The following is a 26,002-nucleotide window of genomic DNA, read 5'->3' as shown; positions in this document are numbered from 1 at the left end:
GTGGACCTGCACTTCGGCGACAGCAAGCCGACGGACGAGGAACGGGCCGCCGTGGACGCCCTGTTGGGCCCGCCGGAGTCCGCCTGGGAGGGCGCCGACCGCAGCGACGCCGACCTCAGGTGGGCGCGCGGCGGCCGGGCGGCCCGGGACCGGCGCGATCTGCTGCTGCCGGGGCTGCACGCCCTGAACGACCGGATCGGCTGGATCAGCGAGGGCGGCCTCGGCTATCTGTGCCGCCGGCTGACCGTGCCACCGGCCGAGGCGTACGGGGTCGCCACCTTCTACGCCATGTTCTCCGTGCGGCCCCGCCCGGCGACCGTGCTGCATGTGTGCACCGACCTGGCCTGCGCGGCCGCCGGGGCCGACGCGCTGTGCACCGGCCTGGAGGTACGTCTCGGCAGCGGGGTGAGCGTCCAGCGCAGCCCCTGCCTGGGCCTGTGCGAACGCGCTCCGGCCGCCCTGGCCGTCAGGCCGGGCGATCCGGTGCGTACGGCGGTGGCGGCGCCGGCGACCGTGGACGGCGCCGTACGCGCGGCCGAAGCGCCCGACGCGGCACCGGAGGAGCCACCGGCGGTCATGGCCGTGCCCCAGGCCGGCCGGGAAGACCTCGTCCTGCTGCGGCGGGTCGGAGTGGTCGACCCCGCCTCCCTGGACGAGTACCGGGCGCACGGCGGCTACACCGCGTTGCGCCGGGCCTTCGCGCTCGGGCCCGCCGGAGTCATCCGCGAGGTCACCGACTCCGGCCTGCTGGGCCGCGGCGGCGCCGCCTTCCCCACCGGACGCAAGTGGCAGGCCACGGCGTCCCAGCCCGACCACCCGCACTACCTCGTCTGCAACGCCGACGAATCCGAGCCGGGCACCTTCAAGGACCGCGTGATCATGGAGGGCGATCCGTACGCGCTGATCGAGGCGATGACCGTCGCGGCGTACGCGACCGGCGCCCACAAGGGCTACCTGTATCTGCGCGGCGAGTACCCGCGCGCCCTGCGCCGGCTGGAGCACGCGATCGGGCAGGCACGCGCGCGTGGCTTCCTCGGGGACGACGTCCTCGGTCAGGGCTACGCCTTCGACATCGAGATCCGGCGGGGCGCGGGAGCGTACATCTGCGGTGAGGAGACGGCCCTGTTCAACTCCATCGAGGGCTACCGGGGCGAGCCGCGCTCCAAGCCGCCGTTCCCGGTGGAGAAGGGGCTGTTCGGCAGGCCGACGGTCGAGAACAACGTGGAGACACTGGTCAACGTCCTGCCGGTCCTGACCATGGGCGCCCCGGCGTACGCGGCGATCGGCACCGAGAGGTCGACCGGGCCGAAGCTGTACTGCGTGTCCGGGAGCGTGGCGCGGCCCGGCGTCTACGAACTCCCCTTCGGCGCCACGCTCGGCGAGCTGCTCCAACTGGCCGGTGTCCGGGAGGGCTTGCGCGCGGTGCTGCTCGGCGGCGCGGCGGGCTCCTTCGTACGGCCCGACGAACTGGGCATCCCGCTGACCTTCGAGGGCACCCGGGAAGCGGGCACCACGCTCGGCTCGGGTGTGGTGATGGCGTTCGACGACAGCGTGCCGCTGCCCCGGCTGCTGCTCAGGATCGCCGAGTTCTTCCGGGAGGAGTCCTGCGGGCAGTGCGTGCCGTGCCGGGTCGGGACCGTGCGGCAGGAGGAGGCGCTGCGCCGGATCGCCGAGCGCACCGGGGCCGCGGCCGCCGACGACATCGCCCTGCTGCGGGAGGTGGGCCGGGCGATGCGGGACGCCTCGATCTGCGGTCTGGGGCAGACCGCCTGGAACGCCGTGGAATCCGCCATCGACCGTCTGGGGGCGTACGCATGACCGTCACACCACTGGGGATCCCGCGCCGGCTGCTGGAGTGCACCATCGACGGCGAGCCCGCGCGGGTGCCGGAGGGCTCGACCGTCCTGGACGCCTGCCGGGCCGTCGGAAAGGACGTCCCGACCCTGTGCCAGGGCGACACGCTGCGCCCGAAGAACGCCTGCCGGGTGTGCGTGGTGGAGGTGGAGGGCTCGCGGACGCTGGTGCCGGCCTGCTCACGCAAGGCCGAGCCGGGGATGGAGGTGCGGACCGACACCGAGCGCGCCCGGCACAGCCGGAAGATCGTCCTGGAGCTGCTCGCCTCCTCGGTCGACTTGTCGACCACGCCGAGGGCGGCCGAGTGGATCAAGGAGTACGAGGCGAAGCCGGACCGTTTCGGCCCCGACGCGGCCCGGCTGAACGAGGAACCGAGGATCGACAACGACCTGTACGTGCGGGACTACGGCAAGTGCATCCTGTGCTACAAGTGCGTCGACGCCTGCGGCGACCAGTGGCAGAACACCTTCGCGATCTCGGTCGCCGGCCGCGGTTTCGACGCGCGGATCGCCGTCGAGCACGACGCTCCGCTCCCCGACTCGGCATGCGTGTACTGCGGGAACTGCGTCGAGGTGTGCCCGACCGGGGCGCTCGCGCCGAAGACGGAGTTCGACATGCGCGCGGCGGGCACCTGGGACGAGTCCCGGCAGACGCGGACGTCCACGGTGTGCGCGTACTGCGGAGTGGGCTGCACCCTCACGCTCCATGTGCAGGACAATGAGATCGTGAAGGTCACCTCGCCGCACGACAACCCGGTGACCCACGGCAATCTCTGCATCAAGGGCCGTTTCGGCTACCAGCACGTACAGAACCGGGGCTGATCAGGACATGGGACGAGTCACGGAACGACGCAAGGTCCTCCGCATCCGGGACGGGGCGCTCTCCACCCGGCCGGACACACTCGTCGCCGAGGAGCCCCTGGAGATCAGACTGAACGGGAAGCCGCTCGCGATCACCATGCGCACGCCGGGCGACGACTTCGCGCTGGCGGCGGGGTTCCTGGTGAGCGAGGGCGTGCTGGCGACCGCGGACGAGCTGGAGAACATCGTCTACTGCGCGGGGGCGACGGCGGACGGTTCGAACACGTACAACGTGGTCGACGTGAAGACCGCGCCCGGCCTCGCCCTGCCGGACTTCACCCTGGAGCGGAACGTCTACACGTCCTCCTCCTGCGGCCTGTGCGGCAAGGCCAGCCTGGACGCCGTACGCACCACCGCGCGCTTCCCTATCGCCGACACTCCCCCGGTCCGGCTCACCCCGGAGCTGCTGGCGAGCCTCCCCGACCGGCTGCGGGCGGCCCAGCGGGTGTTCGACCGGACCGGGGGCCTGCACGCGGCGGCCCTGTTCACCGAGGACGGCGAGCTGCTGGACATACGGGAGGACGTGGGCCGGCACAACGCGGTGGACAAACTGGTCGGGCGGGCGCTGCAGAACGGCGGCCTGCCGCTGTCGCGGGCGGTGCTCCTGGTCTCCGGACGGGCCTCGTTCGAGCTGGCGCAGAAGGCGGTGATGGCGGGCATCCCGGTGCTGGCGGCCGTGTCGGCACCGTCCTCGCTGGCGGTGGACCTGGCCGCGGAGACGGGTCTGACGCTGGTGGGCTTCCTGCGGGGCAGCTCGATGAACGTGTACGCGGGCGAGGACCGCATCGCCCTGCGGGAGGCGGCCGCCCGGGGCTGAGGTGCCTCCCCGCGGCACGGCGGCGGGGCCCGGCCGGCGGGGAGCGCCCCCTGCGCCGCCGAGCCCCGCCTCAGCCGGGGGACTGCGCCGCTTCGACGAACGCCGTGATCAGGGGTGAGCGGCGGCCCGCCGCCCCGGCCGGCAGGACCTGGTCCGGTTCGGCGTCGGTGACCGGCACACAGCTGATGTCCGGGCGGGAGTACTGCTCGGCGACCGAGTGCGGCACGAGCGTGATGCCGGTGCCGGCGGCCACGCACTCGAACTCCTCCTCGACCGTCCGCACCGGGAGGTCACCGGGCCCGGGAAGGGAATGGCCGCCCCTTTCACCGGCGATGCCTTCAGGGTATCGCCACGGTCGAAAGAGGTCTTGGACGCCGGGCCGGAGGCGGTCGCAGGCTGGGTCCTGTCAGGCAACGACGAAAGGGACACACCATGGGCCTGCAAGGACAGCGGATCGTCGTCGTCGGGGGTACGTCGGGCATCGGACTCGCGGTCGCCGAGGGAGCGGCGCGGGAGGGCGCACAGCTGGTCGTCGCCTCACGCCGGCAGGAGAGCGTCGACGCGGCACTGAAGCTGCTGGGCGACGGCGCCGAGGGACATGTGCTGGACGCGACGGACGAGGACGCGGTACGGGGCTTCTTCGCGCGAATCGGCGCCTTCGACCACCTGGTCTACACGGCGGGTGAGTCGCTGCTGCTGGAGACGCTGGCCGAGGCGAGTGTCGGACGGGCGCGGCGGTTCCTGGACACGCGGCTGTGGGGTGCGTACACGGCGGTGAAGTACGGCGCCGCGTCGATCCGCCCGGGCGGGTCGGTCGTACTGACCACGGGTACGGCGGGGCGGCGGCCGCTGCCGGGGTCGAGCGCGGCGTCGGCGCTGTGCGGGGCGATGGAGTCGCTGACCCGGGCGCTGGCCGTGGAGCTGGCGCCGCTGCGGGTCAATGCGGTCTCGCCCGGGCTGGTGCGCACCGAGCTGTGGCGGGAGGTGCCGGAGGACGCGCGGGAGGGGCTGTTCCGGTCGTCCGCCGAGTCGCTGCCGGTGGGGCGGGTCGGCGAGCCGGCGGATGTGGCGGAGGCGTATCTGTATCTGATGCGTGGGGGTTACAGCAGCGGTTCGGTGGTCGTCGTGGACGGGGGTGGGACCCTGGTGTGAGGGGTCACGCGGGCGTGAGGCGTACGTCGGCCGCGGCCACCACCGTGCCCAGCCGGGGGAAGTCGAGCCGTACGGACGCCTCGTGCTCGGCGGTGGTGAAGGCGGCCATGGCGTCCTCGGCGAAGACGAGGTCGTAGCCGAGGTCGGCGGCGGCGCGGGCGGTGGACTCGACACCGAGGTTGGTGGCGATGCCGCCGAACACCAGGGTGGTGACGCCGCGTTCGCGCAGCCGCTCGTCCAGGCCGGTGCCCTGGAAGGCGCCGATGGTCCGCTTGACCACCTCCAGGTCGCCGTCCTTGGCGAGCCCGGGCACGAGTCCGCTGCCCGGGGGTTGTTCGGCGGCCGAGGCGCGTTCGACGCGGACGAGGGCGACGGGCGCCCCGGCGGCCCGGAAGACACCGGCCAACTCCTCGGCGGTGGCCAGCACTTCGGTGCCTCTGCGGGGTTCCAGGGGCAGCGCGACGATGCGTTCCATCAGGTCGACGAGGACCAGGGCGGTGCGCTGCGGATCGAGGACGGGAGCTGCGGTCATGACGGAACGTTAGCCGCCGTCAGCCGTCCGTGCCGGAAATCCGGATCAACAGGCCCATGAACTGATCGCGTTCGGTGGTCGACAGCGGGGCGAGGAGCTCGTCGTTGGCCTCGCGGGCCGCCTTCTCGCAGCGCACGAGCAGGCGGGCGCCGTCGTCGGTCAGGGACACGGCGTTCTTTCGCCGGTCCCTGGGGTCGGGGGCGCGGACGACGTGGCCGGCGGACTGCAGGTCGTTGAGCACGCCGACCAGGTCCTTGGGGTCCAGGCCCACACTGCGGCCGAGGTCGGCCTGGGCGACGGGCTGGAGGTCGCGGACGGCGGAGAGGACCACGTGGTGCCACATCTTCTGCCCCTCGGCCGCGAGGGCGCCGGCCACCAGGGAACGGCCCCGGGCGGCGGCGCGGCCGAGGAGCCAGCTGGGCAGGGAGCGGATCGCGGGCAGGGGTGCGTCGGCCATGGCGGGAGCCTATCCGGGAAAACGTTGGACCTCCCAACGAAGCTCGGATACCGTTGGGGTTCCCAACGAATTCGTGGGTGTTCCCGACGATCACTGTGCCGGCGCGCCCGCCATGGAGCCGCGCCGGGCACGCCCGGCCATGGAGGTGTGTGCGATGCGTCGCGTCCGGTACGAAGCCACCGGCGGTCCGCTGTTCCTGGAGGAGGTGCCCGTCCCCGAGCCCGGCCCCGGGGAGCTGCTGGTGCGCTGCGCGGCGGTCGGGGTCACGCTGCCCGTGGTCCGCAAGGTCACCGAGGCCGCCGAGCCGATCGCGCTCGGCGGTGAGATCGCCGGCGAGGTGGTGGCGGCCGGCGAGGGCGTGACCCGCTTCCGGCCGGGCGAGCGGGTGACCGGGCTGTGCTTCGGGCACGGGTATGCCGACTTCGCCCTGCTGCACGAGGCCATGGCCTCCCCGATACCGGACGGAGCCGAGGCCGTGGCCGCGGTCGCGCTGGTGCGCAGCGGCCTGGTGGCGTACGGGGCACTGGAGGCGGCGCGGCCGGTGCCGGGCGAGGCCGTGCTGGTCACGGCGGCGGCGAGCGGGGTCGGGCACCTGGCCGTGCAGCTGGCGCGGGCGCGGGGAGCCGGACGGGTGGTGGGGGCCGTGTCGGATCCGGGCAAGGCGGAGTTCGTCCGTTCGCTCGGCGCGGACGACTGCATTCGGTACGGCGACGACAGCTGGGGAGATCCCGTCGACTGTGTACTGGATGCCGTCGGCGGGGATCTGCTCACCCCCGCCCTCGCCGCCCTGGCCCCGCACGGCCGCCTCGTCGCCTACAGCTCGGGCGGCGGCACCCTCCAGGCGTACGACCTGCTGGTGGGCGCCAAGTCGGTGATCGGGTTCCAGATGGCCCTGATCGCCCGCGGCCGGCCGGACCTGTACGAGCAGTGGCGCCAGGAGCTGTGGCGGCTGTTCGCCGAGGGCACCCTGAAGCCCGCCGTGCACGCCGAGTTCGCGCTGGAGGACGCGGCGAAGGCGCACGAGACGATCGAGCGGCGGGCCAACCTCGGCAAGGTGGTGCTGTGCCCGTAGGCCCCCCGTGCGCCGAGTGTGCTGCACGCTTCTTGTGAGGCGACCTGGCCCCAACTACCGTCGACGGTGCGCACGTTGGACGTGGGATGTCCCGATGTCCAGTTGTCCGGCTGACGAAGGGCAAGGTCGCACCATGCCGTCAGGTCTACGCGCCCGTCTCAGAGCCGTACTCGCCACCGCCCTCACCACGGCGGCACTGCTCCTGGTGCCGCTCGCAACCCCCCACCCGGCACACGCCCAATCCTCTTCGAGCGACCCCGAGTTCGAGCAGCAGATCCTCTTCAAGGCGTCCCAGGACCTCGGCTACGCCTGCTTCCGCATACCGGCGGTCGTGCGGACGACCGACGGCACCCTGCTGGCGTTCGCCGAGGGCCGGGTCCTCAACTGCGGGGACGCCGCCGACATCGACATCGTGCTCAAGCGCTCCACCGACGGCGGCCGCACCTGGGGCCCGCTGCAGGTGGTCAACGAGGGCGCCGGCGACACACACGGCAACCCGGCGCCGATCGTGGACCGCCAGACGGGCCGGATCTGGCTCGCGGAGACCTACAACACCGGCCGTACCGACAGCGCCAGTTGCTCGGTCCCGTGCGACCGCACCCCGCACCTCCAGTACAGCGACGACGACGGCCGGACCTGGTCCGTACCGCGCGATCTCAGCCCGGAGATCATGCCGGCCGACTGGAACTCCTGGTACGCGACCGGACCGGTGCACGGGATCCAGCTCACCAAGGGCCGGTACGCCGGCCGGCTGGTCTTCGGGGTCAACACCGAGACCTGGGACGGCAGCCGGGTCACCGCCAACCACGCGGCCCTGATCGTCAGCGACGACCACGGCGGCCACTGGCGGATAGGCGCCACCGACACCTGGCCCATCGCCGGCGACGGCACCTTCCGGCAGAAACCGTCGGAGCTGACCCTCGCCGAGCGCGACGACGGCTCCCTCCTGGTCAGCGGCCGGGAACAGGACGGCACCGACCTCGGCCACCGCACCCAGGCCATCAGCCGCGACGGCGGCAACAGCTTCACCGCGCCCTTCCGCGACCTGCCCGATCTCTACGCGCCGCAGGTCCAGGGCTCGATGCTGCGCCTGGGCGACCGCATCCTGCTGGCCTGCCCCGGCGACCCCGACCGGCGGCGCACGATGATGATCCGCTCCTCCTACGACGGCGGCCGCACCTGGGACAGCGTGGACCGGGGCACGGTCGTCACCACGGACTGGTCCGGCTACTCCGACCTGGTGCGCGCCGACGCGGACGCGGTGGGCCTGATCTACGAGGGCGGCGCGGTGGACGCGCGCGACGAGATCCGCTTCGCCCGCTTCACCGCGGACTGGCTCGCCCCGCGCCGTGGCCCCGACCCGGTCACCGCCGACCTCGCCCCGCACGCCCGCCCGGCCGCGGTGCTCGGCGGCGCCGAGGTCACGGACGGGGTCTTCGGCGGCGCGCTGCAGTTCGACGGCACGGACGACGCCGTACGGCTGCCCTTCCGCAGCGAGCTGCCGCTGGGGACGAAGGACTTCACGGCGTCCCTGTGGTTCCGGTACACGGCCACGACCGGGGAGCAGCCGCTGCTGTGGATGGGCGGGATCGGCACCACCCAGCCGCAGGTGTGGGTGCGCGGGGAGCCGGCGAACAACCGCATCCAGGGGCTGATCACGGTGCGGAACGGGGCGATCGCACCGCAGACCACCTATGTGCATACGGATACCGCATACAACGACGGCCAGTGGCACCACCTGGTGCTGCGCCGGGGCGGCGGCCGGCTGGCGTTGTTCGTCGACGGTATGCAGTGGTCCGTCGCCGACATACCGGGTTCGGTCAGCCGCAACTCCCCCTTCGGCGTGCACGTCGGTCAGCGCATGGACAGCCGGGCCTTCTTCACCGGCGCCATCGACGAGGTGCACGTCTGGGACCGGGCGCTCAGTGACGAGGAGCTGTCCGACCCCGAGGCGCTCAGGTCACCGAAGGACACGGTCCTGTGGCTGCCCCTGGACCACGTGAGCGGCTGACGCCGCGACGACGCCCGGGACCTCCTCCGGGTCCCGGGCCCGGCGCTTGGCGATGACCGCGCACACCATCAGCTGCATCTGGTGGAACAGCATCAGCGGCAGCACGGCGAGCGAGGCGTGCGCGCCGAACAGGACGCCGGCCATGGGCAGCCCGGAGGCCAGGGACTTCTTCGAGCCGGCGAACTGGATGGCGATCCGGTCCCCCCGGCCGAAGCCGAGCGCCTTGCCGCCGTACCAGGTCAGCACGAGCATCACGGCGAGCAGGGCGGCCTCGACGGCGAGCAGCCCGCCGAGCCGGGCGGGGCTGACCTGGTGCCAGATGCCGCGGGTCATGCCCTCGCTGAAGGCGGTGTAGACGACCAGCAGGATCGAGCCGCGGTCGACCAGCCCGAGGACCTTCTTGTGCCGGGCGACGAAAGGGCCGATCCACGGCCGCAGCACCTGCCCGGCGAGGAACGGCACCAGCAGCTGCAGCACGATCTTGACCAGCGAGTCGGCGGAGAACCCCCCGCCGCTGTTGCCGAGCAGCCCGGCCGCCAGCAGGGGGGTCAGGACGATGCCGATGAGGGAGGAGAAGGAGCCGGCGCAGATCGCCGCCGGGACGTTTCCGCGGGCGATCGAGGTGAACGCGATGGACGACTGGATCGTGGAGGGCACGAGCGTCAGGAACAGCAGTCCCTGGTAGAGCGGCTGGGTCAGCAGCACCGGCACCAGAGCGCGCGCCGCCAGCCCGAACACCGGGAAGAGGACGAACGTGCAGACCAGCACGGTGACATGGAGCCGCCAGTGGCGCAGCCCGTCCAGCGCCTCCCGGGTGGAGAGCCGGGCGCCGTACAGGAAGAAGAGGAAGGCGATCGCGGCCGTGGAGGCGCCGGAGGCGGCGTGGGCGGCGGTGCCGTGGGCGGGGAGGAGTGCCGCGAGGCCCACCGTCCCGAGCAGCAGCACGATGTACGGGTCGACCGGCATCCACTTCGGCCAGGACAGGCGTTTCACAATGCTCCGTTCCGCTCGTTCGCGGGCCCGCAGGGCCCCTCTCCATCGTCCTCCTCGGACCGTCGATCGGGAATCCCGTACACCACTCTGACTGTCATCATGATCCTCGATAACCCGGTAGGCTGCCGGTGTGTACGACCCGACGCAGTTGCGCACCTTCCTCGCCGTGGCCCAGACGCTGAGCTTCACGCAGGCCGCGCACCGGCTGGGGCTGCGCCAGTCCACGGTCAGCCAGCATGTGCGCCGGCTGGAGGACACGACCGGGCGGCAGCTGTTCACCCGGGACACCCACGCGGTGGAGCTGACCGAGGACGGCGAGGCGATGCTGGGCTTCGCCCGCCGGATCCTGCAGGTCCACGAGCAGGCGACGGCGTTCTTCACCGGCACCCGGGTGCGCGGCCGGCTGCGGTTCGGCGCGTCGGAGGACTTCGTGCTCACCCGGCTGCCGGAGATCCTGGAGGGCTTCCGCTACGACCATCCGGAGGTCGACCTGGAGCTGACGGTGGAGCTGTCCGGCACCCTGCACGAGCAGCTGGCCGCCGGGAAGCTGGACCTGGTGCTGGCCAAGCGGCGCCCGGAGGATTCCCGGGGCGAACTGGTGTGGCGCGACGACCTGGTGTGGATCGGCGCCGAGCGGCTGCGCCTGGAGGCGGACCGGCCCGTCCCGCTGATCGTGTATCCGCCGCCCGGCATCACCCGGGCCCGCGCGCTGGAGGCGCTGGAGCGGGAGGGCCGCGACTGGCGGATCGTATGCACCAGCGGCAGTCTCAGCGGCCTGATCGCGGCGGCCCGCGCGGGGCTCGGCGTGATGGCCCACTCGCGGCGCCTGATCCCGCCCGGGCTGTTCCGCCTGCCGGACCGTGCCGGGCTGCCCGACCTGGGCAAGGTCGACTTCGTCCTCGTCCACGGCCGGCGCCGGGGCGCGGCGGAGGAAGCGGCGCACGCGCTGGCCGCGGCCGTCCTGGCTGGCGGGGAGCGGCTGCGGCGGCGGGGCGGCTGAGGTCTCGTGGCACCCTGCGGCGGACCGCCCGCCGTCAGCGCGGCACCGGATACGTCAGCTGCTTGACCCGGCGCAGGAACGGCGTGGTCTCCACATGCCGGACGCCGCCCAGGCCGCCGAGCGGGGCCGGCGCCGGGGCGCGGCGGAGGAAGCGGCGCACGCGCTGGCCGCGGCCGTCCTGGCTGGCGGGGAGCGGCTGCGGCGGCGGGGCGGCTGACGTCTCGTGGCACCCTGCGGCGCCCCGCCCGCCGTCAGCGCGGCACCGGATACGTCAGCTGCTTGACCCGGCGCAGGAACGGCGTGGTCTCCACATGCCGGACGCCGCCCAGGCCGCCGAGCGGGGCCGGCGCCGGGGCGCGGCGGAGGACGCGGCGCACGCGCTGGCCGCGGCCGTCCTGGCTGGCGGGGAGCGGCTGCGGCGGCGGGGCGGCTGACGTCTCGTGGCACCCTGCGGCCCCCCGCCCGCCGTCAGCGCGGCACCGGATACGTCAGCTGCTTGACCCGGCGCAGGAACGGCGTGGTCTCCACATGCTGAACCCCGTCCAGGCCGCCGAGCGGGCCGCTGAGGTAGGCGTACAGGTCGGCGGTGCTCCGGACGACCACGGTCACCAGGAGGTTGGACGGGCCGGCGGTGGCGGTCGCGTAGGCGACCTCGTCGTGGACGGCGAGGGCTTGGCCGACCGCGTGCAGGGCGGCGGGCGCGGCGGTGATCCACAGAGCGGCGTGGGTGCCGTAGCCGAGACCCGCCAGGTCGTACTCCACGTCGATGTAGATCGCTCCGGACGCCACCAGCGCGGCCAGCCGGCGTCGGACGGCGGACTCGGAGCGGCCGGTGGCGCGCTGGAGTTCCGGGTAGCCGGCGCGTCCGTCGCGTTCGAGGGCGGCGACGAGGGGCTCGTCCTCCGGGTCGATGCGGGCCGGTCCGGGCGCGGGTACCGGGTCGGGGCGCAGGGCCGCGATCTCGTCGTCGTCGAGCGCCCGGAACTTCCGCAGCCAGCCCTGCGGGCCGCCGTAGAACCGGTGGAGCAGCTGGTGGGCGCGGATCTCCACGATGCTGGGGGTGCGCGGCAGCTTGCCGAGGAGCAGGTCGTCGCGGTCGCCGGGGCTGCGCGGCCGGGTCCCGCAGATCACCTCCGTACCGCCGGAGGCGAGACCGATCCACTTGGTGTCGGGGCGCTTGGCGAGTGCGTCGGCGATGGTCGCCGCGGTGTCCGGGACGCACCGCAGACGCAGCATCCACTGGTCCTCGCCCAGCCGCTCGGGGTCACGGACCGCCACCACCCGCAGTCCCGCCTCGGTACGGAGCCTGCGGTACCGGCGGGCGACGGTCTGATCGGAGACGCCGAGCACCGCCCCGATACGACTGAAGGGAGCCCGGGCGTCGACCTCCAGCGCCGCCATGAGGCGCCGATCGAGCTCGTCGAGCATGTCGCATTCCCATCGCATGCGCTTCTTTCCTGCCGGACTCCGTCGACCGATGGGCACACACTGCGCCGATCCGCCGGACGACGGCCATCGTACGAGGCCGTACGGAGCCGCTGCACAGAAGTTGGAGGAGTGGGGACCTGCGTACGTGGGGGCCGGCGGGCCGGTCCTGCCCGGCGTGCGGGGTGCCGCGCCGGGCCGTGCCGCATATGCGGTGAGCGGCACGGTTGTGCCGTAATCCCCGCGTACAGATTCGGTGGAGATTACGGCACCGAAGCTTACTGACCCGTCAGTATTGTGTCCGGCCCTTCCCCATGTGCGGGCATTTTCCGGGCGCCGCCCAGGGGAAACGTGAGGTTTGCTGGGTTTCCTACCCTCTCCCGCACGGTGACGGCGTGGGGTAGCTTTCACCGCGCTGTGTCGAGCATCCGGGGCGTGACCAAGCAGCGAGGATCGGGGAGCGAGGTTTGCGCGAGTTCACCAACCCGCCGCTCACGACGGCGCCGCCGGTGGGCGGTCTGGCCGACGTGGTCTTCGAGCATGCCCTGACGGACCCGACGCACGTCGCTCTCGGCCGCAAGGACGCCTCCGGGCAGTGGCGGGACGTGACCTCCGCCGAGTTCCGCGACGAGGTGCTGGCCCTCGCCAAGGGCCTGCTCGCGCGCGGCATCCGCTTCGGCGACCGCGTCGCCATCATGTCCCGCACCCGCTACGAGTGGACCCTGTTCGACTTCGCCCTGTGGGCGATCGGCGCCCAGGTGGTCCCCGTCTACCCGACGTCCTCGGCCGAGCAGTGCTTCTGGATGCTGTACGACGCCGAGGTGTCCGCGGCGATCGTGGAGCACGAGGACCACGCGATGACCATCGCCACCGTCATCGACCGCCTCCCCCAGCTGCGCCAGCTGTGGCAGCTGGACTCCGGCTGTGTGCGGGAGCTGTACGACGCCGGGGCGCATCTGGACGACGACCTGGTGCACCGGCACCGGCAGGCGGTCACCCCGGAGTCGACCGCGACGATCATCTACACCTCGGGCACCACCGGCCGCCCGAAGGGCTGTGTCCTCTCGCACGCCAACTTCATGTACGAGGCGGACACGATGATCGAGCGGTGGCAGCCGGTGTTCCACACCAAGAAGGACGACGAGGCGTCCACGCTGCTGTTCCTGCCGCTCGCGCATGTCTTCGGACGGATGGTGGAGGTCGCCGCGATCCGCGGCGGGGTCCGTTTCGGGCACCAGCCGCAGCTGAACGCCGCCGCCCTGCTGCCCGACCTGCAGGCGTTCAAACCGACGTTCATCCTGGCGGTGCCGTACATCTTCGAGAAGGTGTTCAACGCGGCCCGGCGGAAGGCGGAGAAGGAGGGCCGGTCCGGGCCGTTCGAGAAGGCGGTCGACGTCGCCGTGAAGTACGCGGAGGCCGTGGAGGCCAAGGCGTGGGGCACCGGACCCGGCCCGTCGGCGGGGCTGCGCATGCAGCACCAGTTCTTCGACAAGGTCGTGTACTCCAAGGTCCGCGCGGCGATGGGCGGTCGTATACGGAATGCGATGTCCGGTGGTTCGGCGATGGACCGCCGGCTGGGCCTGTTCTTCGCGGGCGCCGGCGTGCAGATCTACGAGGGTTACGGCCTGACCGAGTCGACGGCCGCGGCGACCGCCAACCCGCCCGAGCGCACCCGTTACGGCACCGTCGGCCAGGCCATCCCCGGCGTGACCGTGCACATCGCCGACGACGGGGAGATCTGGCTGTACGGCGGAAACGTTTTCCAGGGTTATCTCAACAACCCGAAGGCCAGCGACGAGACCCTGCACGAGGGCTGGCTGGCCACCGGCGACCTCGGCTCGCTCGACGAGGACGGCTATCTGACCATCACCGGCCGCAAGAAGGAGATCCTGGTGACCTCCGGCGGCAAGAGCGTCTCCCCCGGTGTGCTGGAGGAGCGGGTCCGCGACCATCCGCTGGTCAACCAGTGCATCGTCGTGGGCAACGACCGCCCCTACATCGCCGCCCTGGTCACGCTCGACCAGGAGGCCGTCGAGCACTGGCTGCAGATGCGCGGCAAGCCGAGGATGTCCCCGGCCCAGCTGGTGCGCGACCCGGACCTGGAGACGGAGGTGCGGCGGGCGGTGGTGGCCGCCAACACCCTCGTCTCGCAGGCCGAGTCGATCCGTACCTTCCGCATCCTGGCGCAGCCGTTCACCGAGGAACACGGCCTGCTGACACCCTCGTTGAAGCTGAAGCGGAAGGCGATCGAGAAGGCGTACGACAACGAGGTCGAGGCCCTCTACCGGACATAGCTCATCTGATGGCCAGTCAACTGCGCGTCAGCTGATCGTCACCTTGAAGATCTTGTCCGAGCCGTCGGCGGCGCCCCCGTTGTTGTCGCAGTTGGTGGTGGACAGCCACAGCTGGTCGGCGCCCGGCACCTTGGTGACCGTACGCAGCCGGCCGTAGGTGCCGACGTAGTACGCGCTCGGGGTGCCGACGCTCTCGGAGTCGCCGCTGATGGGGATGCGCCACAGGCGTTCGCCGCGCAGGGACGCCATGTAGACCACGTTGCGGACGATGGCGATGCCGCTCGGTGATGCCTCGGAGACGTTCCAGGTGGCCTTGGGGTTGGTCATGCCGGCGACGTTGCAGCTGCCCTCGCAGGTGGGCCAGCCGTAGTTCGCGCCGGGCTTGATGAGGTTGAGTTCGTCCTTGGAGCTGTTGCCGAACTCGGCCTCCCAGAGCCGGCCGTTGCGGTCGAAGGCGAGGCCCTGCGGGTTGCGGTGGCCGTAGGAGTAGACATAGTTGCCGAAGGGGTTGCCGGGGGCCGGCTTGCCGTCGGTGGTCATGCGCAGGATCTTGCCGTTGAGGGAGTTCTTGTCCTGGGCGAGGTCGGGCTGCTGGGCCTCGCCGGTGGAGACGTAGAGGTAGCCGTCGGGGCCGAAGGCGAGGCGACCGCCGTTGTGGTACCGGTTCTTCTTGATGCCCTGCAGCAGGACCTTGTAGTCGCCGAGCTTCGTGCCGTCGTAGGTCATGCGGACGACCCGGTTGCCCTCGGCGGCGGTGTGCATGAAGTAGACGTAGTGGTTCGTCTCCCATCTGGGGTCGACGGCGACGCCGAGCAGACCGCCCTCGCCGTTGGTGGTGACGGCATTGGGGACCGTGCCCACCTGCGTCTTCGTGCCGTTCTTGGTCAGCTTCCACACCCGGAAGCCGTCCCGCTCGGTGACCAGTGCGGACTGGCCGTCGGGCATCCAGTAGGTGCCCCAGGGGATGGTCCAGCCCGTGGAGAGCGTGGCGATGGAGGACGGGACACCGCCGTCGGTGGCACAGGCCCTGGTGGTGAAGGAGACGGTGTTGCTCGGCGCGGAGACATTGCCGGCGGCGTCCCGGGCGACGACGTTCAGGCTGTACGGGCTGTCGCAGGCGAGCCCGGTGAGCGTGGTGGAGGTGCCGGTGGTGACGGTCTTGTACACGGTGGTGTCGCTGCGCACGTCGTATGCGGTGACGGCGCGGTCGTCGGCCGAGGCGCCCCAGGTGAGGTCGACCGAGTTCGATGTGATGGTGCCGGTGTGCAAGGTGCCGGGTGCGGTCGGCGGTGTGGTGTCGGAACTCGGCTCGGTGGTGCAGTCGACGACGGGGCTCGCGGGCGAGGTGTTGCCGGCCGCGTCGCGGGCGATGACCGTGAGGTCGTAGGTGGTGTTCGGGGTGAGCCCGGTCAGCGTCTTCGAGGTCGAACTCCCGGGCGCCTCACCGATCTTGTTGCCGTGCTCGTAGAGGTCGTACGCCGCGACGCCCACGTCGTCCGTCGACGCGCCCCAGGACAGGGTCAGGTGGTCCTCGCCGATGTCCGAACAGGAGGGCTGACCGGGGCGGGTGGGGGCCTGGGTGTCGGCCGGCGTGCCGAGGCTCACGCGGTCAAGGTTGGGGCCGCCGTTCGCCGTGGTCGCCGTCGCGCGGATCTTGTTGCTCCCGGCTTTCAGGGTGACGTCGACGGTCTTGGCGGCCCAGGTGTTCCAGTCGGCCGTGCCCGGGAAGGAGACGGCCGGTGCGACGACGGTGCCGTTGACGGAGAGGTCCATCGGCCGGTCGGCGGTGGTGCCGTTGGCGTACCGCAGGGTGACCGACGCGGGCCCGGCGGATGCGGCGCTGACCGTGAACTCCACGGAGGATCCCTTGACGTTGGTGTAGTCGACGAATCCGGTGCCCGTGAAGCCGGTGTGGTTGGTGGCGACGGTGCCCTGCGAGATCAGGGCGTCCTCGGCCTGGTAGTCGGTGGCCGCGAGGGCGGTGCCCTGGCTCAGGCCGGCGAGGGGCAGTGCGAGGGCCGCGGCGAGGCCGTACGGCAGAACTCTCTTGAGATGCATGGTCGTTTCCCCTTGATTCCCCTTGTGTCGCCTCAGCCCGTGTACTGGGTGAAAACCTTGAGGTAGTCGTACGGCTGCTGCGACACGCCGGAGCAGGAGTCGCCGTCGGTGCCGGAGCCGCAGGGGCGGTCGCGGTTGGCGGACCAGTAGGTGAGGCGGGCGATGTGGTGCTGCCGGGCGTAGGCGAGCATGGTCCGGAAGTCGGCCACGCGGACGCGCTCACCGGAGTCGTCGGTCCTGCCGTTCATCGAGGACAGACCGATGTGGGCGTAGGCGGTGGCGTCGTCGTAGCCGTAGGCCGCCTCGACCCGGGCCTTGAGGCCCTCCATGGCCCGGGTGGTGAGGGTGCCCATGGTGGTGGTGCCGCCGCCGAAGTCGAACGGCATGACGCACCAGACGTCGTTCGCCAGCCCGGACCGGGCCGCGCGCCTGATCATGTCGACGCCGGTCGCGTCGGGGCCGCTGGTGGTGGTGCCGAAGGTGATGACCGTCTTCAGGCCGGGGTTGTCGGCCTTCACGGTCTTCAGGGCGTCGACGACACGCCGGCGGACGGTGGCGTTCGACCATTCGGTGTTCTCGATGTCGATGTCGATCGCCCGCAGACGGTATGCGGTGATCACCTTCTGGTACGCGGATGCCAGCGCGGCGGCGTCGGCGCACTTCTCCCCCAGTTTGGCGCCGCTCCAGCCGCCGACGGAGACGATCACATCGCCGCCCGCGGATCGTATGCGGTCGATCGTCGACCGGTCGCTGCCGCCGGTCAGCGGCCGGGTGCCGTCCCATTTGGGGTTGCAGGTGCCGTCGGACAGGACGAAGGCGAGGGTGAACCACTTCACGCCGGTCGCCGACATCACCTTGGTCGGGTCCGGCGGATCGCCCCAGCCCAGGTACTCGTACGGGGCGACGGCCATGCCGGGGGACGCCGCGAGGGCTTTCGCGGAGGCGGTGGGCCTGACCCGGACGAGCCGGGTCTCGCCGGGGCGGAGGCTGGCGCGGTAGGAGCCGGCGACCGTGCCCTTGTGGGCGCCGGACCACAGGTCGGTGACGTCACCGGAGCCGGTGAAGCCGACCTGGGACCAGTTCACGGTGACCGTGGCGCTGCCGGACGTTCCGGTGTTGAACAGGGCCACCACGTAGTCGCCGTTGCTCTCGCGCTTGCTCCAGACCTGCTGGACACCGCTCTTCACGATCCGTTTCGCCGCGACCCCGTCCTGGTCGACGCCGATCAGCCGGTCGTTGGTGAGCATCGCCCTGTCGACCGGGTCGAGGTGGGTCAGGTCGGTGCCCAGCAGCAGCGGTGCCGCCGCCATCGACCACAGCGTGAACTGGGAGCGGCGCTGGTCGGCGGTGAGCCCGGCCTGGTCGCCGTTGCCGATCTCCAGGGAATCCAGGTCGTTCCAGCCGCCGGGCCCGGCGTACGGCTGCCAGGAGGCGGCCGAGTCGAAACGGGTGGAGACATGCGACCAGTTCGTGAGCGGGTAACCGCTTCCATCGGGGCCGGGCCCGCAGTAGCACTCGACGTCGCCCTGGGTGCGCCAGCTGTTGGCGAGCGCGCGCCAGGTGGAGGCGTGGTCGAGGGGGAGGTTGTTGGACAGGGCGAAGGTGATGGGCCGGCCGGAGGCGCGCAGGGCCTTGTCCCAGGCCTGGACGTCGGGGATGTCCTGGCTGCCGACGCCGTCGATCTTCAGGTAGTCCACGCCCCAGGAGGCGAACTGCCGGGCCCACGAGTCGACGAACTCCTGCGCGCCGGGCCGGGAGTAGTCGATGGCATACATGTTCTTGCAGTTGTAGTTCTTCTCCGTCTTCGAGGTGTCCGCGATGTCCTTCGCGTGGTACGGCGTGCCCTCGATCGGGGTGTTCTTGAGGACGGCGTTCTTGGCGATGCCGGGGGTGACGTAGAAGCCGAACTTCAGGCCCTTGGCGTGGATGTGGTCGGCGAGGGCCTTGATGCCGTGGGGGAACGCGGCGGTGTCCACGGCCCAGCGGCCGTGAGCGTCGACCGTGAAACCGTTTGCGTCGCATTTCTGCCAGAAGTCGTCGAGGTTGACCTGGACGAAACCGTGGGCCTTCAGGCCGCTCGACGCCAGTGCGTCGGCCTGTGCCTCGATCTTCGCCTCGGTCGGCTGCCGGCGTACGAAACTCCAGCTGCTCCAGCCCATGGCGGGCCGCAGGGACTGGCCGTTGTCGGAGGCGGCCGCGGGGTGGGCGGTGCCGGCGAGGGGCACCGCGGCGGCGACGAGCAGCCCGGCCGCCGCCGTGGTCAGGGTTCTGAGCCGGGTCATGGACGTCCCTTCGGGGCGGGTGTGGCGTAGGAGGTGCCGATCCAGGCCTCGTCGATCCGCAGCCGCTGGTAGCGGGTGGTGTCGGTGGCGGCGGCCCAGGTGGAGTCGACCTCGAGGCGGACGTAGCGGGCCGTCGTGGCGGTCAGGTCGATGCCCTGGATCCCGCGGGCGCTGGGGAGCCGGCCGGTCCTCACCGGGCTGCCCCAGTTCGCGCCGTCGTCGCTGAGGTAGACCTTGTAGTCCTTGATCCGCGCGGACTGTTCGGTGGCGGAACGGGCGTAGGCGACGGAGTCCTCGCGCTGGTTGAGCCCGATGTACTGCACCTTCTTCGCCGCTTTGAGGTCGAAGGTGAGGTTCACCGGGAGTGTCTTGTCGTTGTCCCAGTAGGTGAGGTAATCGCTGTCGCCGGCGGCGGCGCCGGGATGGCCGCTCGCGGACGTGCTCGCGGTGACCTCGACGCCGGTCGCGATGCCCTGGCGGCCCGCGGTGATCACCTTGAAAACGGTGTCGTACGGGTCCCAGCCGCCGAGGCCGGTGAGGGTCAGCACCCCTCCGGTCTGCGTCCAGGAAACCGGTGCCCCGGTACGGAGGTTGGTGACGGAGGCGATGCGGTAACCGTTGTCACGGATCCGCAGGGTGCCGGTGCTCGGCGTGGTCAGGACGTGGATGTACTGCCGGCCCGGGTCGTCCTTGGCGATGGTGGTCACGCCGTGGGCGCCGTCGTTCCAGAAGCCGGGCTTGAGGCCGCCGTACAGGTAGCCGCCGCCCTCGGTGCCGTGCAGGGACTCCCAGATCCTGTCGAGGTAGGAGTTCGCGAAGTTGTTGAAGTCCGCCTGGTTCGACGGGAACTTCCCGTCGACCTCGGCGGTCTCCGCCATGAGCGCCTTCACCGAGGAACCGGCGTTGGTGATCAGCCGTCCGAGCGTGAGCATCTTGTCGACGGTCGGGTTCGAGCCGTCGTACCACCAGGCGCCGGTCGAGGGCAGCTTGAAGTCCGCCTCGGTGAGCCGGGGTTGGGCGGTGTAGATCGCCTGCGGGTAGTCGTAGGCGGGCGTCATCCCCGTCTTCTGCTCATTGCTGATCATGTCCATGATCGGCGTGTCTTCGTTGTTGTTGCTGAGCGTGTAGTCCGGACGCTTCTGATAGATCTGCTGGTAGAGGTCGTGGCTCAGCCAGTAGTCGTTGTCGTTGTCGATCCAGAAGCCGCCGAGGTCCGGGTAACGGTCCATGACCTCGAAGAAGTTGTCGTAGGAGAACTGCCCGAAGCCGTCGCGGGTGGTCAGGTCGACGCTCTTGTGCTTGTAGGCGGAGTAGGCCGCCGAGTCGAGCCACTCGTGGCCGCCCTCGTCGTGCCACTGGGGGTCGTCGGTCATGTAGAGGATGACCTTCATACCCTTGGCCTTGGCGGCCTTGACGAGTTCGCCGAGGAAGTCCCGCTTGGTGGAGCAGGAACCGGGGATCTTCGACGGCCAGGGGCGGGCGTAGCCGAGCCGGCTGTGGAAGGTGGCCAGCACGATGTACTGCGCATGCAGCTTCCTGGCCTCGTTCACCCAGTAGTCCGGTGTCCAGCCGCCGCTGGTGACGTCCTTCTCCCACGCGGTGCAGTTGGTGTGGGCGGGGGCGGTGCGCAGGCCCCAGTGCAGGAACAGACCGCCGACGGAGGCGCGGAGGAAGGTCTGGCGGGGGTTCTCGACGTCGCGGGGGCGCATCTGTGGCGCGCAGTTCTGGCTGGATCCGCTCGCCGAGACGCGCAGGGTACCGCCGGTGGTGGTGTGGCTGTCGCTGACGCAGTAGCCGGTGACGGACTGGAAGCCCAGGTCGTGAGGCGAGTTGCTGCCCTTCTGCGCGGTGAACCGGGTCAACCGGATGCCGTCGGCCGCGTCGGCGATGAGGGCGGGACGGCCGTCGTCCGCCGCGAACTTCACGGAGCTGTCGGTGAAGGTCACATGGTCCGCGTCGTGCAGATACCAGCCGTACGCCGGCCGGGTCCCGATGCTCTTCGGGTTGTAGCCCTTCGGGTCGTTGCTCGGCACACCGGTGGACATGGTGCCGTTGCCGCCCGGGACCGTGATGTCGACGTGGTCGAAGCTGACGTCGCTGATGCGGTGGCCGTCCTCGCCCCACAGGGTCGGGCTGAAGGACGGGCTGTTGCCGGTGGCGGTGATGTCGTCGTACGTGACGTCACTGATCGATCCGACGCCGGGGCTGTTTCCACACCGCTTACGCGTGCCGATCTTCTCCATGATCGGCGAGTGCACGTTGGTCATGGTGATGTCGCGGTAGTGGACGTCGGAGATCTTCGCGCCGTCCATGGAGACCATGCCGAGCCCGGACTTGTCGGCACCCTCGATGCGGATCTTCTCGAACTGGTAGTCGGAGAAGTCGCCACAGGTCTCCGAGCCGAACATCAGGGCGTTGCAGCAGCGGGCCGACAGCACCGAATCGCTCACGCGCACATGACCGTTGGGGAGCTTGGCGCCGAGGGCGTAGTCGCTCTTGAAGACAAGGGCGTCGTCGTTGGCCGCGATGTGCGCGTTGGTGATCGTCAGGTTCGTGGTGGAGACGACGTTCCAGCCGTCGCGGTCGCTCGCGGTGTCGATGGTCAGATGGTCGGAGACGACGTTCGTACAGCCGTTGATCAGGGCCGCGAAGTGACCGCCGCGGCGCAGGGTGAGCCCGTCGCCGAGCCGGAGCCCGTCGCAGCGGGTCAGCGACAGGATCTTGTCGGCCTGGCCGGACCTGGGGTTGCCGGTGATCAGGTTGCCGCCGCCGTCGATGACCCCGCCTCCGGTGAAGCCGATGTCGGTCAGCCTGTCGCCGTAGATCATCGCGTTGTGGAAGTGGCTGTGCCCGTAGTCCTGGTACTTGTCGTTCGGGTTGGACTCGGGTGGGTCGTAGGCGCCGGCGGAGGAGCCCTGGAGGGTGGCGCCCTTGTCGACCTGAAGCGTCACGTGGCTCTTCATGTGGATGGTGTTCTTGGACTTGTAGATGCCGGCCGGGAACCGGACGGTGCCACCGCCCGCCGCGCCGGCCGCGGTGATGGCCTTGTCGATGGCGGGGGTGTCGTTGGTGGAGCCGTCGCCCCTGGCGCCGTAGTCGCGCACGTCGTAAACGGTTGCCGGGCGGGGCGTGGCGGGGTGCGGGGCCGCGAGGGCGGCGGGGTGGGTGAGGCCGAGGACGACGGCGAGAGCGCACAGCACGATCGCCGCCGCCCGTCTCGGGTCGGCGATGCGGGGTTTCACGAGGACCGCTCCTTCAGGCGAGTCGGTGGCCGCGGAGGTTGGTGAGCAGCAGGCAGGTGTCCTGCAGCGATCCGGAGGTGTCGCCGAGGGAGCGGTGGATGCCCCACTGGGGACCCACCCGGTCGGCGAGGAAGGTGTCGACACCGGTCCTGGACCTGTCGATCACGGTGATGGAACCGCTCTTGAGCATCCAATGGACGGAACCGGCCGAGCCGTCCCCTTGTCGGGGCCGGTGCGCAGGCCGGTGACCTCCTGACGCCGGCGGCCGGCAGAGGTGTGGATGGTGCTGGACGTGCTCATGACACTAACCACCTCGCAGCTGCTCGTTCATGATCAGGAACGCCCCGAGCCCGTGGAAGTCGTCGGTGGCCCGGGTGCGGCCGACGTAGTACGCGTAGTCGCCGACGTTGGTGCCCACGGAGATGTCGGCGAGGTTCGTACGGCCGTCCGCGCCGACCGACAGCCGGGCCAGCACACCCTCGTAACCGCGCCGGGCGACCGCCTGGAAGTGCGGGTCCAGATAGCCCTGTTGGACGCCACGGGACAGGGCGTAGGCGAACATGCTGGAGCAGGAGGTCTCGGTCCAGTTGTCCGGCCGGGAGCCCTTGTCCAGCACCTGGAACCAGCGCCCGGACGCCGGGTCCTGGTACTTCTCCAGCGCCGGGGCCAGCGTCCGGAGGATGCCGAGCAGCCGGGGGCGGCGGGGCTGGTCGGCGGGGATCGCGTCGAGGACGTTCACCAGCGCCATGGCGTACCAGCCGACGGCACGGCACCAGTGTTCCGGGGCGAGCCCGGTGGCCGGGTCGGCCCAGCTCGCCGACTTCGACTCGTCGTAGGCGTGCCGCAACAGGCCGTTCGCCACCTGGAGGTGGCTGCCGTAGACGGACAACTGCTGGGCGGCCTCGTCGTTCGTGTACGCGCTGTCGCCGAACTCCTTGCCGTACTCGACCAGGAACGGGTTCACCATGTAGGCGCCGTCCGCCCACAGTTGGTGTGCCCGGCTGGTGGTGTCGGCGTGCCAGAAGCCGCCGTCGGAGGTGCGCGGATAGCTGTTCAGGCGGTCGCGGATCTTCCGCGCGGCCCTGCGGTAGCGGTCCTGGCCGGTCTCGTGGTGCAGGATCACCAGCAGCCGGCCCGCCTGCATGCTGTCGAGGCTGTTGAAGGACTGGTCGATCGTGCCGTCGCTGTGCACGAACCGGTCGACGTAGGCCTTGATGTAGGCGAGCAGCCGCGGGTCGTGGGTGCGCCGGTAGACGAGGTACTGGCCGTACAGGTACAGCCCCACCGGGTACGACCAGCCGCCGATGGTGGCCGGTGTGTAGCGCGCCATGGTGGAGTCGGCGACGGCCGTGGACCAGTCGCGGGCGGCGGCGGGGCGGGGCGCGAGGGCCGGGGCGGAGGGTGCGGGGGCGGCGCTCGCCGGGGGTACGGCGGCGGGCAGCGCGGCCAGGGTGGCGGTGGCGAGCGTGGCGGCGGTGAGCGCGGCCCGCAGGCGTCGGCGTCTCATCGTCCTCCTTCTCGGTAGGCGTACACGGGTGGATGAGCGGTGTCGGCGATGCCGCGCACCGCCGCGTCGACGAGATGGCGGTCCGGGGCGTGCCGGCAGGCGGGGTCGGTCCGGGCGGCGTCGCCGGTGAGGGCGTACGCCTGGCAACGGCAGCCGCCGTGGTCGACGGTGCGCAGGGCGCAGCCGCGGCACGGTTCGGGCATCCAGGACTCGCCCCGGAAGGCATTGAAAGCTCTCGAATCCCGCCAGATCCATGCCAGTTGATGTCTCGTCACATTCGGTGGATCGAGGCCCGGCAGGGTGCCGGCCGCCGGGCACGGCAGCACCGTGCCGTCCGGGGCGACGGTGAGCGAGACGCCGCCCCAGCCGCCCATGCAGGGTTTCGCGGTGGCGTCCACCAGGTCGGGGGCCACCCACACCAGCTCCATTGCTCCCCCGAGTCGTTCACGCCAGCGGGCCACTCGGGCGCGGGCGCGTTCGACCTGCGCGGGTGTCGGCAGCAGCGCGGCGCGATTGCGGGCCGCCCAGCCGTGGTACTGGGTGTTCGCCAGCTCGATCCGGTCGGCACCCCAGTCGAGCGCGAGCCGGACGAGGCCGTCGAGGTCGTCCAGGTTGCCGCGGTGCAGCACGGCGTTCAGCCCCAGGGGCAGCCCTGCCTCGCGGATCAGCCGGGCGGCGCGTTCCTTCGCCGTGAACGACCGTGCCCCCGCGATGCGTTCGGCCGCGGCGCGATCGGCGTGCTGCACCGAGAGCTGCACACTGCGCAGCCCGGCCCCGGTCAGCTCGGCCAGCCGCCGCTCACCCAGACCCAGCCCGCTGGTGACGAGCTGGGTGTACAGGCCCGCGCCGTCGGCCGAGGCCACCAGGGCGGGCAGATCGCGCCGCAGCAGCGGTTCGCCGCCGGAGAGATGGGTGTGGACGACACCGAGGGCGCCCGCCTGCCGGAAGACCTCCGACCACTGCTCCGTGGACAACTCCGCTGACCGGCCGACCAGTTCGACCGGGTTGGAGCAGTAGCCGCAGCGCAGGGGGCAGGCGTGGGTGAGTTCCGCCAGCAGGGCCCAGGGAGGATCGGTCATCTCAGCCAGCCCTCCTTGCGTAACCGGTTGAGAAACTCCGGGACCTCTACGGCGACCGGCGCGGCGGGATGACGTACGGCGAGCTCGGCGACGACGGCGGCCGCGTCCCGGACCCCGTCGCACAGCCGGAGCACCGCGTCCGCACTGCCGTCGAGCACCACCACCCGCTCGGGCAGCAGCAACAGGTCGGCATCCCGGACCGGGTCGCGGCGCAGTACGACACCTCGGGCGAGCGTCGGGCGCCAGGATGTGTCGAGCGGTGCCGGTGCCCCGGTCATGGGGAGCCCCGGTCCACCGCGTCCAGCAGCGCCCACAGCACCTCGCACTTGAACTCCAGTGCGGCGACGGCCCGTTGCTGCTGCTCGCGGGTGCGGGCCCGGGCGAGGACCAGGGCGAGCGCCTGCTCGGCGTCCCGGGCGCCCTGGGTGACACGGGTGCGGAAGTAGGCGAGGCCCGCCGGGTCGATCCACGGGTAGTGGCGTTCGAAGGCGGCGATGCGGGTGCGCATCAGATCCGGGGCCGACATCTCGGTGAGCGAGGCAGCGACCGCGTCCAGCAGCGGGCGCCGCCGGCAGAAGGTGACGTACCCCTCGACCGCGAACCGCACCCCGGGCGGCACCCGGGAGGTGTTCCACAGCTCCTCGCGGGCGAGGCCGGCCGCCTCACCGAGCCGCAGCCAGCGCTCGATACCGCCGCCGCCCATCGAGTCGGCGTCGGTACCGTCCTGGTCGTGGATGCGGCGCAGCCAGGCGCGGCGTTCCTCGGGCCGGTCGAGCTTGGCGAGGATCAGCGCGTCCTTGACGGGGATGTGCCGCTGGTAGTGGAAGCGGGCGGCGATCCAGCGGCGCAGCTCGGCGGGGCTCAGTTCGCCGCGGTGCATCCGCCGGTTGAAGGGGTGCCGGTCGTGGTAGCGCGTCGCGGTGACCGCGCGGAGCCGTTCGGTGAACTCGTCGGCAGGCCAGGCGGCAGGGCCGTCGAGGACCCGTGGGGCCGCGGTCATGCGGCCGGGGGCGGCTCGGGCGGACGGCGGTCGGCGAGCGCGTAGGCGGTCACCTCCAGCGCGGTCTCCACGATGTGGAAGCCAGGGCTTTTCCAGGCCTTTTCATCGGATGTCTTGGGATCGGAGTGGTGCGTCGGAACGGACGACGAAGGGCTCTCGTTCATGTGCGCGTACTCGCTTTCCTGAGGGTGGGGAGTCTCAGAAGGGAGCCGGGGGGAACACGCGGCCATGGTCAGGGCCGGTTCACATGTATGCACCGGGTTCAGCGATACGTCCGGTGGCGCGATACAGAGTTGCGGGGCAAAGGGCTCCGGTCAATGGTCCGGACCGAAAACGTCGGATGCGTTTCCGGCCAATCTCCGCCCCG

At 71.3% G+C, this 26,002-nt stretch carries 23 protein-coding genes and 1 pseudogene; 10 read left to right on the top strand and 14 right to left on the bottom strand.

Features of this window, described 5'->3' with window-relative positions:
* Genes SRB17_RS39010 through fdhD form a run of 3 tightly spaced genes read left to right on the top strand, consistent with a single transcriptional unit; the run spans position 1 to position 3,531 of the window.
* Positions 1-1,818 (top strand): NADH-ubiquinone oxidoreductase-F iron-sulfur binding region domain-containing protein, encoded by a 1,818-nt coding sequence (locus SRB17_RS39010; protein WP_323377276.1) that lies wholly within the window; start codon positions 1-3, stop codon positions 1,816-1,818.
* Entirely contained in the window at positions 1,815-2,675 is an 861-nt protein-coding gene (locus SRB17_RS39005; RefSeq protein ID WP_153545983.1) for a 2Fe-2S iron-sulfur cluster-binding protein, read from the top strand. Before SRB17_RS39010 ends, SRB17_RS39005 begins: the two co-directional genes overlap by 4 nt.
* Positions 2,676-2,682: 7 nt before the next feature.
* Positions 2,683-3,531 carry a formate dehydrogenase accessory sulfurtransferase FdhD gene (gene fdhD, locus SRB17_RS39000; RefSeq protein WP_153545981.1) on the top strand — a complete coding sequence of 283 codons (849 nt, stop codon included), beginning with the start codon at positions 2,683-2,685 and terminating at the stop codon, positions 3,529-3,531.
* Positions 3,532-3,601: 70 nt separating this feature from the next.
* Here the strand turns inward: fdhD and SRB17_RS38995 are convergent, their stop codons facing one another.
* On the bottom strand, positions 3,602-3,814 hold the full coding sequence (locus SRB17_RS38995) for a hypothetical protein (RefSeq protein ID WP_153545979.1): 213 nt from the start codon (positions 3,812-3,814) through the stop codon (positions 3,602-3,604).
* A 149-nt stretch (positions 3,815-3,963) separates the two neighbouring features.
* On the opposite strand from SRB17_RS38995, the gene SRB17_RS38990 reads away from it, so the two are divergent.
* A complete protein-coding gene (locus SRB17_RS38990) occupies positions 3,964-4,683 on the top strand; it encodes an SDR family oxidoreductase (protein WP_153545977.1) in 720 nt (239 codons plus the stop codon).
* A gap of 4 nt (positions 4,684-4,687) precedes the next feature.
* Here the strand turns inward: SRB17_RS38990 and SRB17_RS38985 are convergent, their stop codons facing one another.
* A complete protein-coding gene (locus tag SRB17_RS38985; RefSeq protein ID WP_153545975.1) occupies positions 4,688-5,215 on the bottom strand; it encodes an isochorismatase family protein in 528 nt (175 codons plus the stop codon).
* A gap of 19 nt (positions 5,216-5,234) precedes the next feature.
* Entirely contained in the window at positions 5,235-5,672 is a 438-nt protein-coding gene (locus SRB17_RS38980; protein ID WP_153545973.1) for a MarR family winged helix-turn-helix transcriptional regulator, read from the bottom strand.
* Positions 5,673-5,826: 154 nt separating this feature from the next.
* Between SRB17_RS38980 and SRB17_RS38975 the strand changes: the two genes are divergently transcribed.
* Positions 5,827-6,744, top strand: coding sequence for a quinone oxidoreductase family protein (locus SRB17_RS38975; RefSeq protein ID WP_153545971.1), 918 nt, complete (start codon positions 5,827-5,829; stop codon positions 6,742-6,744).
* A gap of 133 nt (positions 6,745-6,877) precedes the next feature.
* Positions 6,878-8,755, top strand: a complete 1,878-nt coding sequence (locus SRB17_RS38970) for a sialidase family protein (protein WP_153545969.1) — start codon at positions 6,878-6,880, stop codon at positions 8,753-8,755.
* Here SRB17_RS38970 and SRB17_RS38965 read toward each other — a convergent pair.
* Positions 8,705-9,721: a bile acid:sodium symporter family protein gene (locus tag SRB17_RS38965; protein ID WP_153546114.1), complete on the bottom strand. Its 1,017-nt coding sequence runs from the start codon at positions 9,719-9,721 to the stop codon at positions 8,705-8,707. The genes SRB17_RS38970 and SRB17_RS38965 overlap by 51 nt on opposite strands.
* Positions 9,722-9,878: 157 nt before the next feature.
* On the opposite strand from SRB17_RS38965, the gene SRB17_RS38960 reads away from it, so the two are divergent.
* The 3 genes from SRB17_RS38960 to SRB17_RS47765 all read left to right on the top strand — a co-directional run bounded on the left by SRB17_RS38960 (position 9,879) and on the right by SRB17_RS47765 (position 11,182).
* On the top strand, positions 9,879-10,748 hold the full coding sequence (locus SRB17_RS38960; RefSeq protein WP_323377273.1) for a LysR substrate-binding domain-containing protein: 870 nt from the start codon (positions 9,879-9,881) through the stop codon (positions 10,746-10,748).
* A 94-nt stretch (positions 10,749-10,842) separates the two neighbouring features.
* Entirely contained in the window at positions 10,843-10,965 is a 123-nt protein-coding gene (locus SRB17_RS38955) for a hypothetical protein (protein WP_267133478.1), read from the top strand.
* A 94-nt stretch (positions 10,966-11,059) separates the two neighbouring features.
* Entirely contained in the window at positions 11,060-11,182 is a 123-nt protein-coding gene (locus SRB17_RS47765) for a hypothetical protein (protein WP_267133477.1), read from the top strand.
* Between the two features lie 34 nt (positions 11,183-11,216).
* Here SRB17_RS47765 and SRB17_RS38950 read toward each other — a convergent pair whose 3' ends face one another.
* Complete coding sequence (locus tag SRB17_RS38950) at positions 11,217-12,194, bottom strand: Lrp/AsnC family transcriptional regulator (RefSeq protein ID WP_153545967.1); 978 nt, start codon at positions 12,192-12,194, stop codon at positions 11,217-11,219.
* Positions 12,195-12,640: 446 nt separating this feature from the next.
* Here SRB17_RS38950 and SRB17_RS38945 point away from each other — a divergent pair, with 446 nt between their 5' ends.
* Positions 12,641-14,467 carry an AMP-dependent synthetase/ligase gene (locus SRB17_RS38945; protein ID WP_153545965.1) on the top strand — a complete coding sequence of 609 codons (1,827 nt, stop codon included), beginning with the start codon at positions 12,641-12,643 and terminating at the stop codon, positions 14,465-14,467.
* A gap of 27 nt (positions 14,468-14,494) precedes the next feature.
* Here SRB17_RS38945 and SRB17_RS38940 read toward each other — a convergent pair whose 3' ends face one another.
* From SRB17_RS38940 to pqqA, 9 genes and pseudogenes are all read right to left on the bottom strand, one after another.
* Positions 14,495-16,525, bottom strand: a complete 2,031-nt coding sequence (locus SRB17_RS38940) for a PQQ-dependent sugar dehydrogenase (protein WP_153545963.1) — start codon at positions 16,523-16,525, stop codon at positions 14,495-14,497.
* 32 nt (positions 16,526-16,557) lie between these two features.
* A complete protein-coding gene (locus SRB17_RS38935; RefSeq protein ID WP_153545961.1) occupies positions 16,558-18,807 on the bottom strand; it encodes an alpha-galactosidase in 2,250 nt (749 codons plus the stop codon).
* Entirely contained in the window at positions 18,804-22,049 is a 3,246-nt protein-coding gene (locus SRB17_RS38930; protein ID WP_323377269.1) for a glycosyl hydrolase family 28 protein, read from the bottom strand. The genes SRB17_RS38935 and SRB17_RS38930 overlap by 4 nt, the downstream gene beginning before the upstream one ends.
* 13 nt (positions 22,050-22,062) lie before the next feature.
* Positions 22,063-22,269: pseudogene (locus SRB17_RS38925) on the bottom strand (Tat pathway signal sequence domain protein); the annotation flags it as partial.
* 84 nt (positions 22,270-22,353) lie between these two features.
* Positions 22,354-23,556, bottom strand: coding sequence for a glycoside hydrolase family 88/105 protein (locus SRB17_RS38920; protein WP_153545959.1), 1,203 nt, complete (start codon positions 23,554-23,556; stop codon positions 22,354-22,356).
* The gene (gene pqqE, locus SRB17_RS38915) at positions 23,553-24,635 is read right to left on the bottom strand and encodes a pyrroloquinoline quinone biosynthesis protein PqqE (RefSeq protein ID WP_153545957.1); all 1,083 of its coding nucleotides are present in this window, start codon (positions 24,633-24,635) and stop codon (positions 23,553-23,555) included. The genes SRB17_RS38920 and pqqE overlap by 4 nt, the downstream gene beginning before the upstream one ends.
* The gene (gene pqqD / locus SRB17_RS38910) at positions 24,632-24,913 is read right to left on the bottom strand and encodes a pyrroloquinoline quinone biosynthesis peptide chaperone PqqD (RefSeq protein ID WP_153545955.1); all 282 of its coding nucleotides are present in this window, start codon (positions 24,911-24,913) and stop codon (positions 24,632-24,634) included. The genes pqqE and pqqD overlap by 4 nt, the downstream gene beginning before the upstream one ends.
* Entirely contained in the window at positions 24,910-25,635 is a 726-nt protein-coding gene (pqqC, locus tag SRB17_RS38905; protein ID WP_153545953.1) for a pyrroloquinoline-quinone synthase PqqC, read from the bottom strand. The genes pqqD and pqqC overlap by 4 nt, the downstream gene beginning before the upstream one ends.
* Positions 25,632-25,799: a pyrroloquinoline quinone precursor peptide PqqA gene (pqqA, locus tag SRB17_RS38900; RefSeq protein WP_153545951.1), complete on the bottom strand. Its 168-nt coding sequence runs from the start codon at positions 25,797-25,799 to the stop codon at positions 25,632-25,634. Before pqqA ends, pqqC begins: the two co-directional genes overlap by 4 nt.
* Between the last annotated feature and the right edge of the window lie 203 nt (positions 25,800-26,002).

The organism is Streptomyces sp. RB17 (assembly GCF_009604455.1).
Classification (GTDB): domain Bacteria; phylum Actinomycetota; class Actinomycetes; order Streptomycetales; family Streptomycetaceae; genus Streptomyces.
This window is presented reverse-complemented; position numbering and strand designations above follow the sequence as displayed.

Coding starts and splice junctions, on each gene's coding strand:
- SRB17_RS39005 (WP_153545983.1), top strand. CDS start 1,815: ATGACCGTCACACCACTGGGGATCCCGCGCCGGCTGCTGGAGTGCACC.
- fdhD (WP_153545981.1), top strand. CDS start 2,683: ATGGGACGAGTCACGGAACGACGCAAGGTCCTCCGCATCCGGGACGGG.
- SRB17_RS38990 (WP_153545977.1), top strand. CDS start 3,964: ATGGGCCTGCAAGGACAGCGGATCGTCGTCGTCGGGGGTACGTCGGGC.
- SRB17_RS38985 (WP_153545975.1), bottom strand. CDS start 5,215: ATGACCGCAGCTCCCGTCCTCGATCCGCAGCGCACCGCCCTGGTCCTC.
- SRB17_RS38980 (WP_153545973.1), bottom strand. CDS start 5,672: ATGGCCGACGCACCCCTGCCCGCGATCCGCTCCCTGCCCAGCTGGCTC.
- SRB17_RS38975 (WP_153545971.1), top strand. CDS start 5,827: ATGCGTCGCGTCCGGTACGAAGCCACCGGCGGTCCGCTGTTCCTGGAG.
- SRB17_RS38970 (WP_153545969.1), top strand. CDS start 6,878: ATGCCGTCAGGTCTACGCGCCCGTCTCAGAGCCGTACTCGCCACCGCC.
- SRB17_RS38965 (WP_153546114.1), bottom strand. CDS start 9,721: ATGCCGGTCGACCCGTACATCGTGCTGCTGCTCGGGACGGTGGGCCTC.
- SRB17_RS38955 (WP_267133478.1), top strand. CDS start 10,843: ATGCCGGACGCCGCCCAGGCCGCCGAGCGGGGCCGGCGCCGGGGCGCG.
- SRB17_RS47765 (WP_267133477.1), top strand. CDS start 11,060: ATGCCGGACGCCGCCCAGGCCGCCGAGCGGGGCCGGCGCCGGGGCGCG.
- SRB17_RS38950 (WP_153545967.1), bottom strand. CDS start 12,194: ATGCGATGGGAATGCGACATGCTCGACGAGCTCGATCGGCGCCTCATG.
- SRB17_RS38940 (WP_153545963.1), bottom strand. CDS start 16,525: ATGCATCTCAAGAGAGTTCTGCCGTACGGCCTCGCCGCGGCCCTCGCA.
- SRB17_RS38935 (WP_153545961.1), bottom strand. CDS start 18,807: ATGACCCGGCTCAGAACCCTGACCACGGCGGCGGCCGGGCTGCTCGTC.
- SRB17_RS38920 (WP_153545959.1), bottom strand. CDS start 23,556: ATGAGACGCCGACGCCTGCGGGCCGCGCTCACCGCCGCCACGCTCGCC.
- pqqE (WP_153545957.1), bottom strand. CDS start 24,635: ATGACCGATCCTCCCTGGGCCCTGCTGGCGGAACTCACCCACGCCTGC.
- pqqD (WP_153545955.1), bottom strand. CDS start 24,913: ATGACCGGGGCACCGGCACCGCTCGACACATCCTGGCGCCCGACGCTC.
- pqqC (WP_153545953.1), bottom strand. CDS start 25,635: ATGACCGCGGCCCCACGGGTCCTCGACGGCCCTGCCGCCTGGCCTGCC.
- pqqA (WP_153545951.1), bottom strand. CDS start 25,799: ATGAACGAGAGCCCTTCGTCGTCCGTTCCGACGCACCACTCCGATCCC.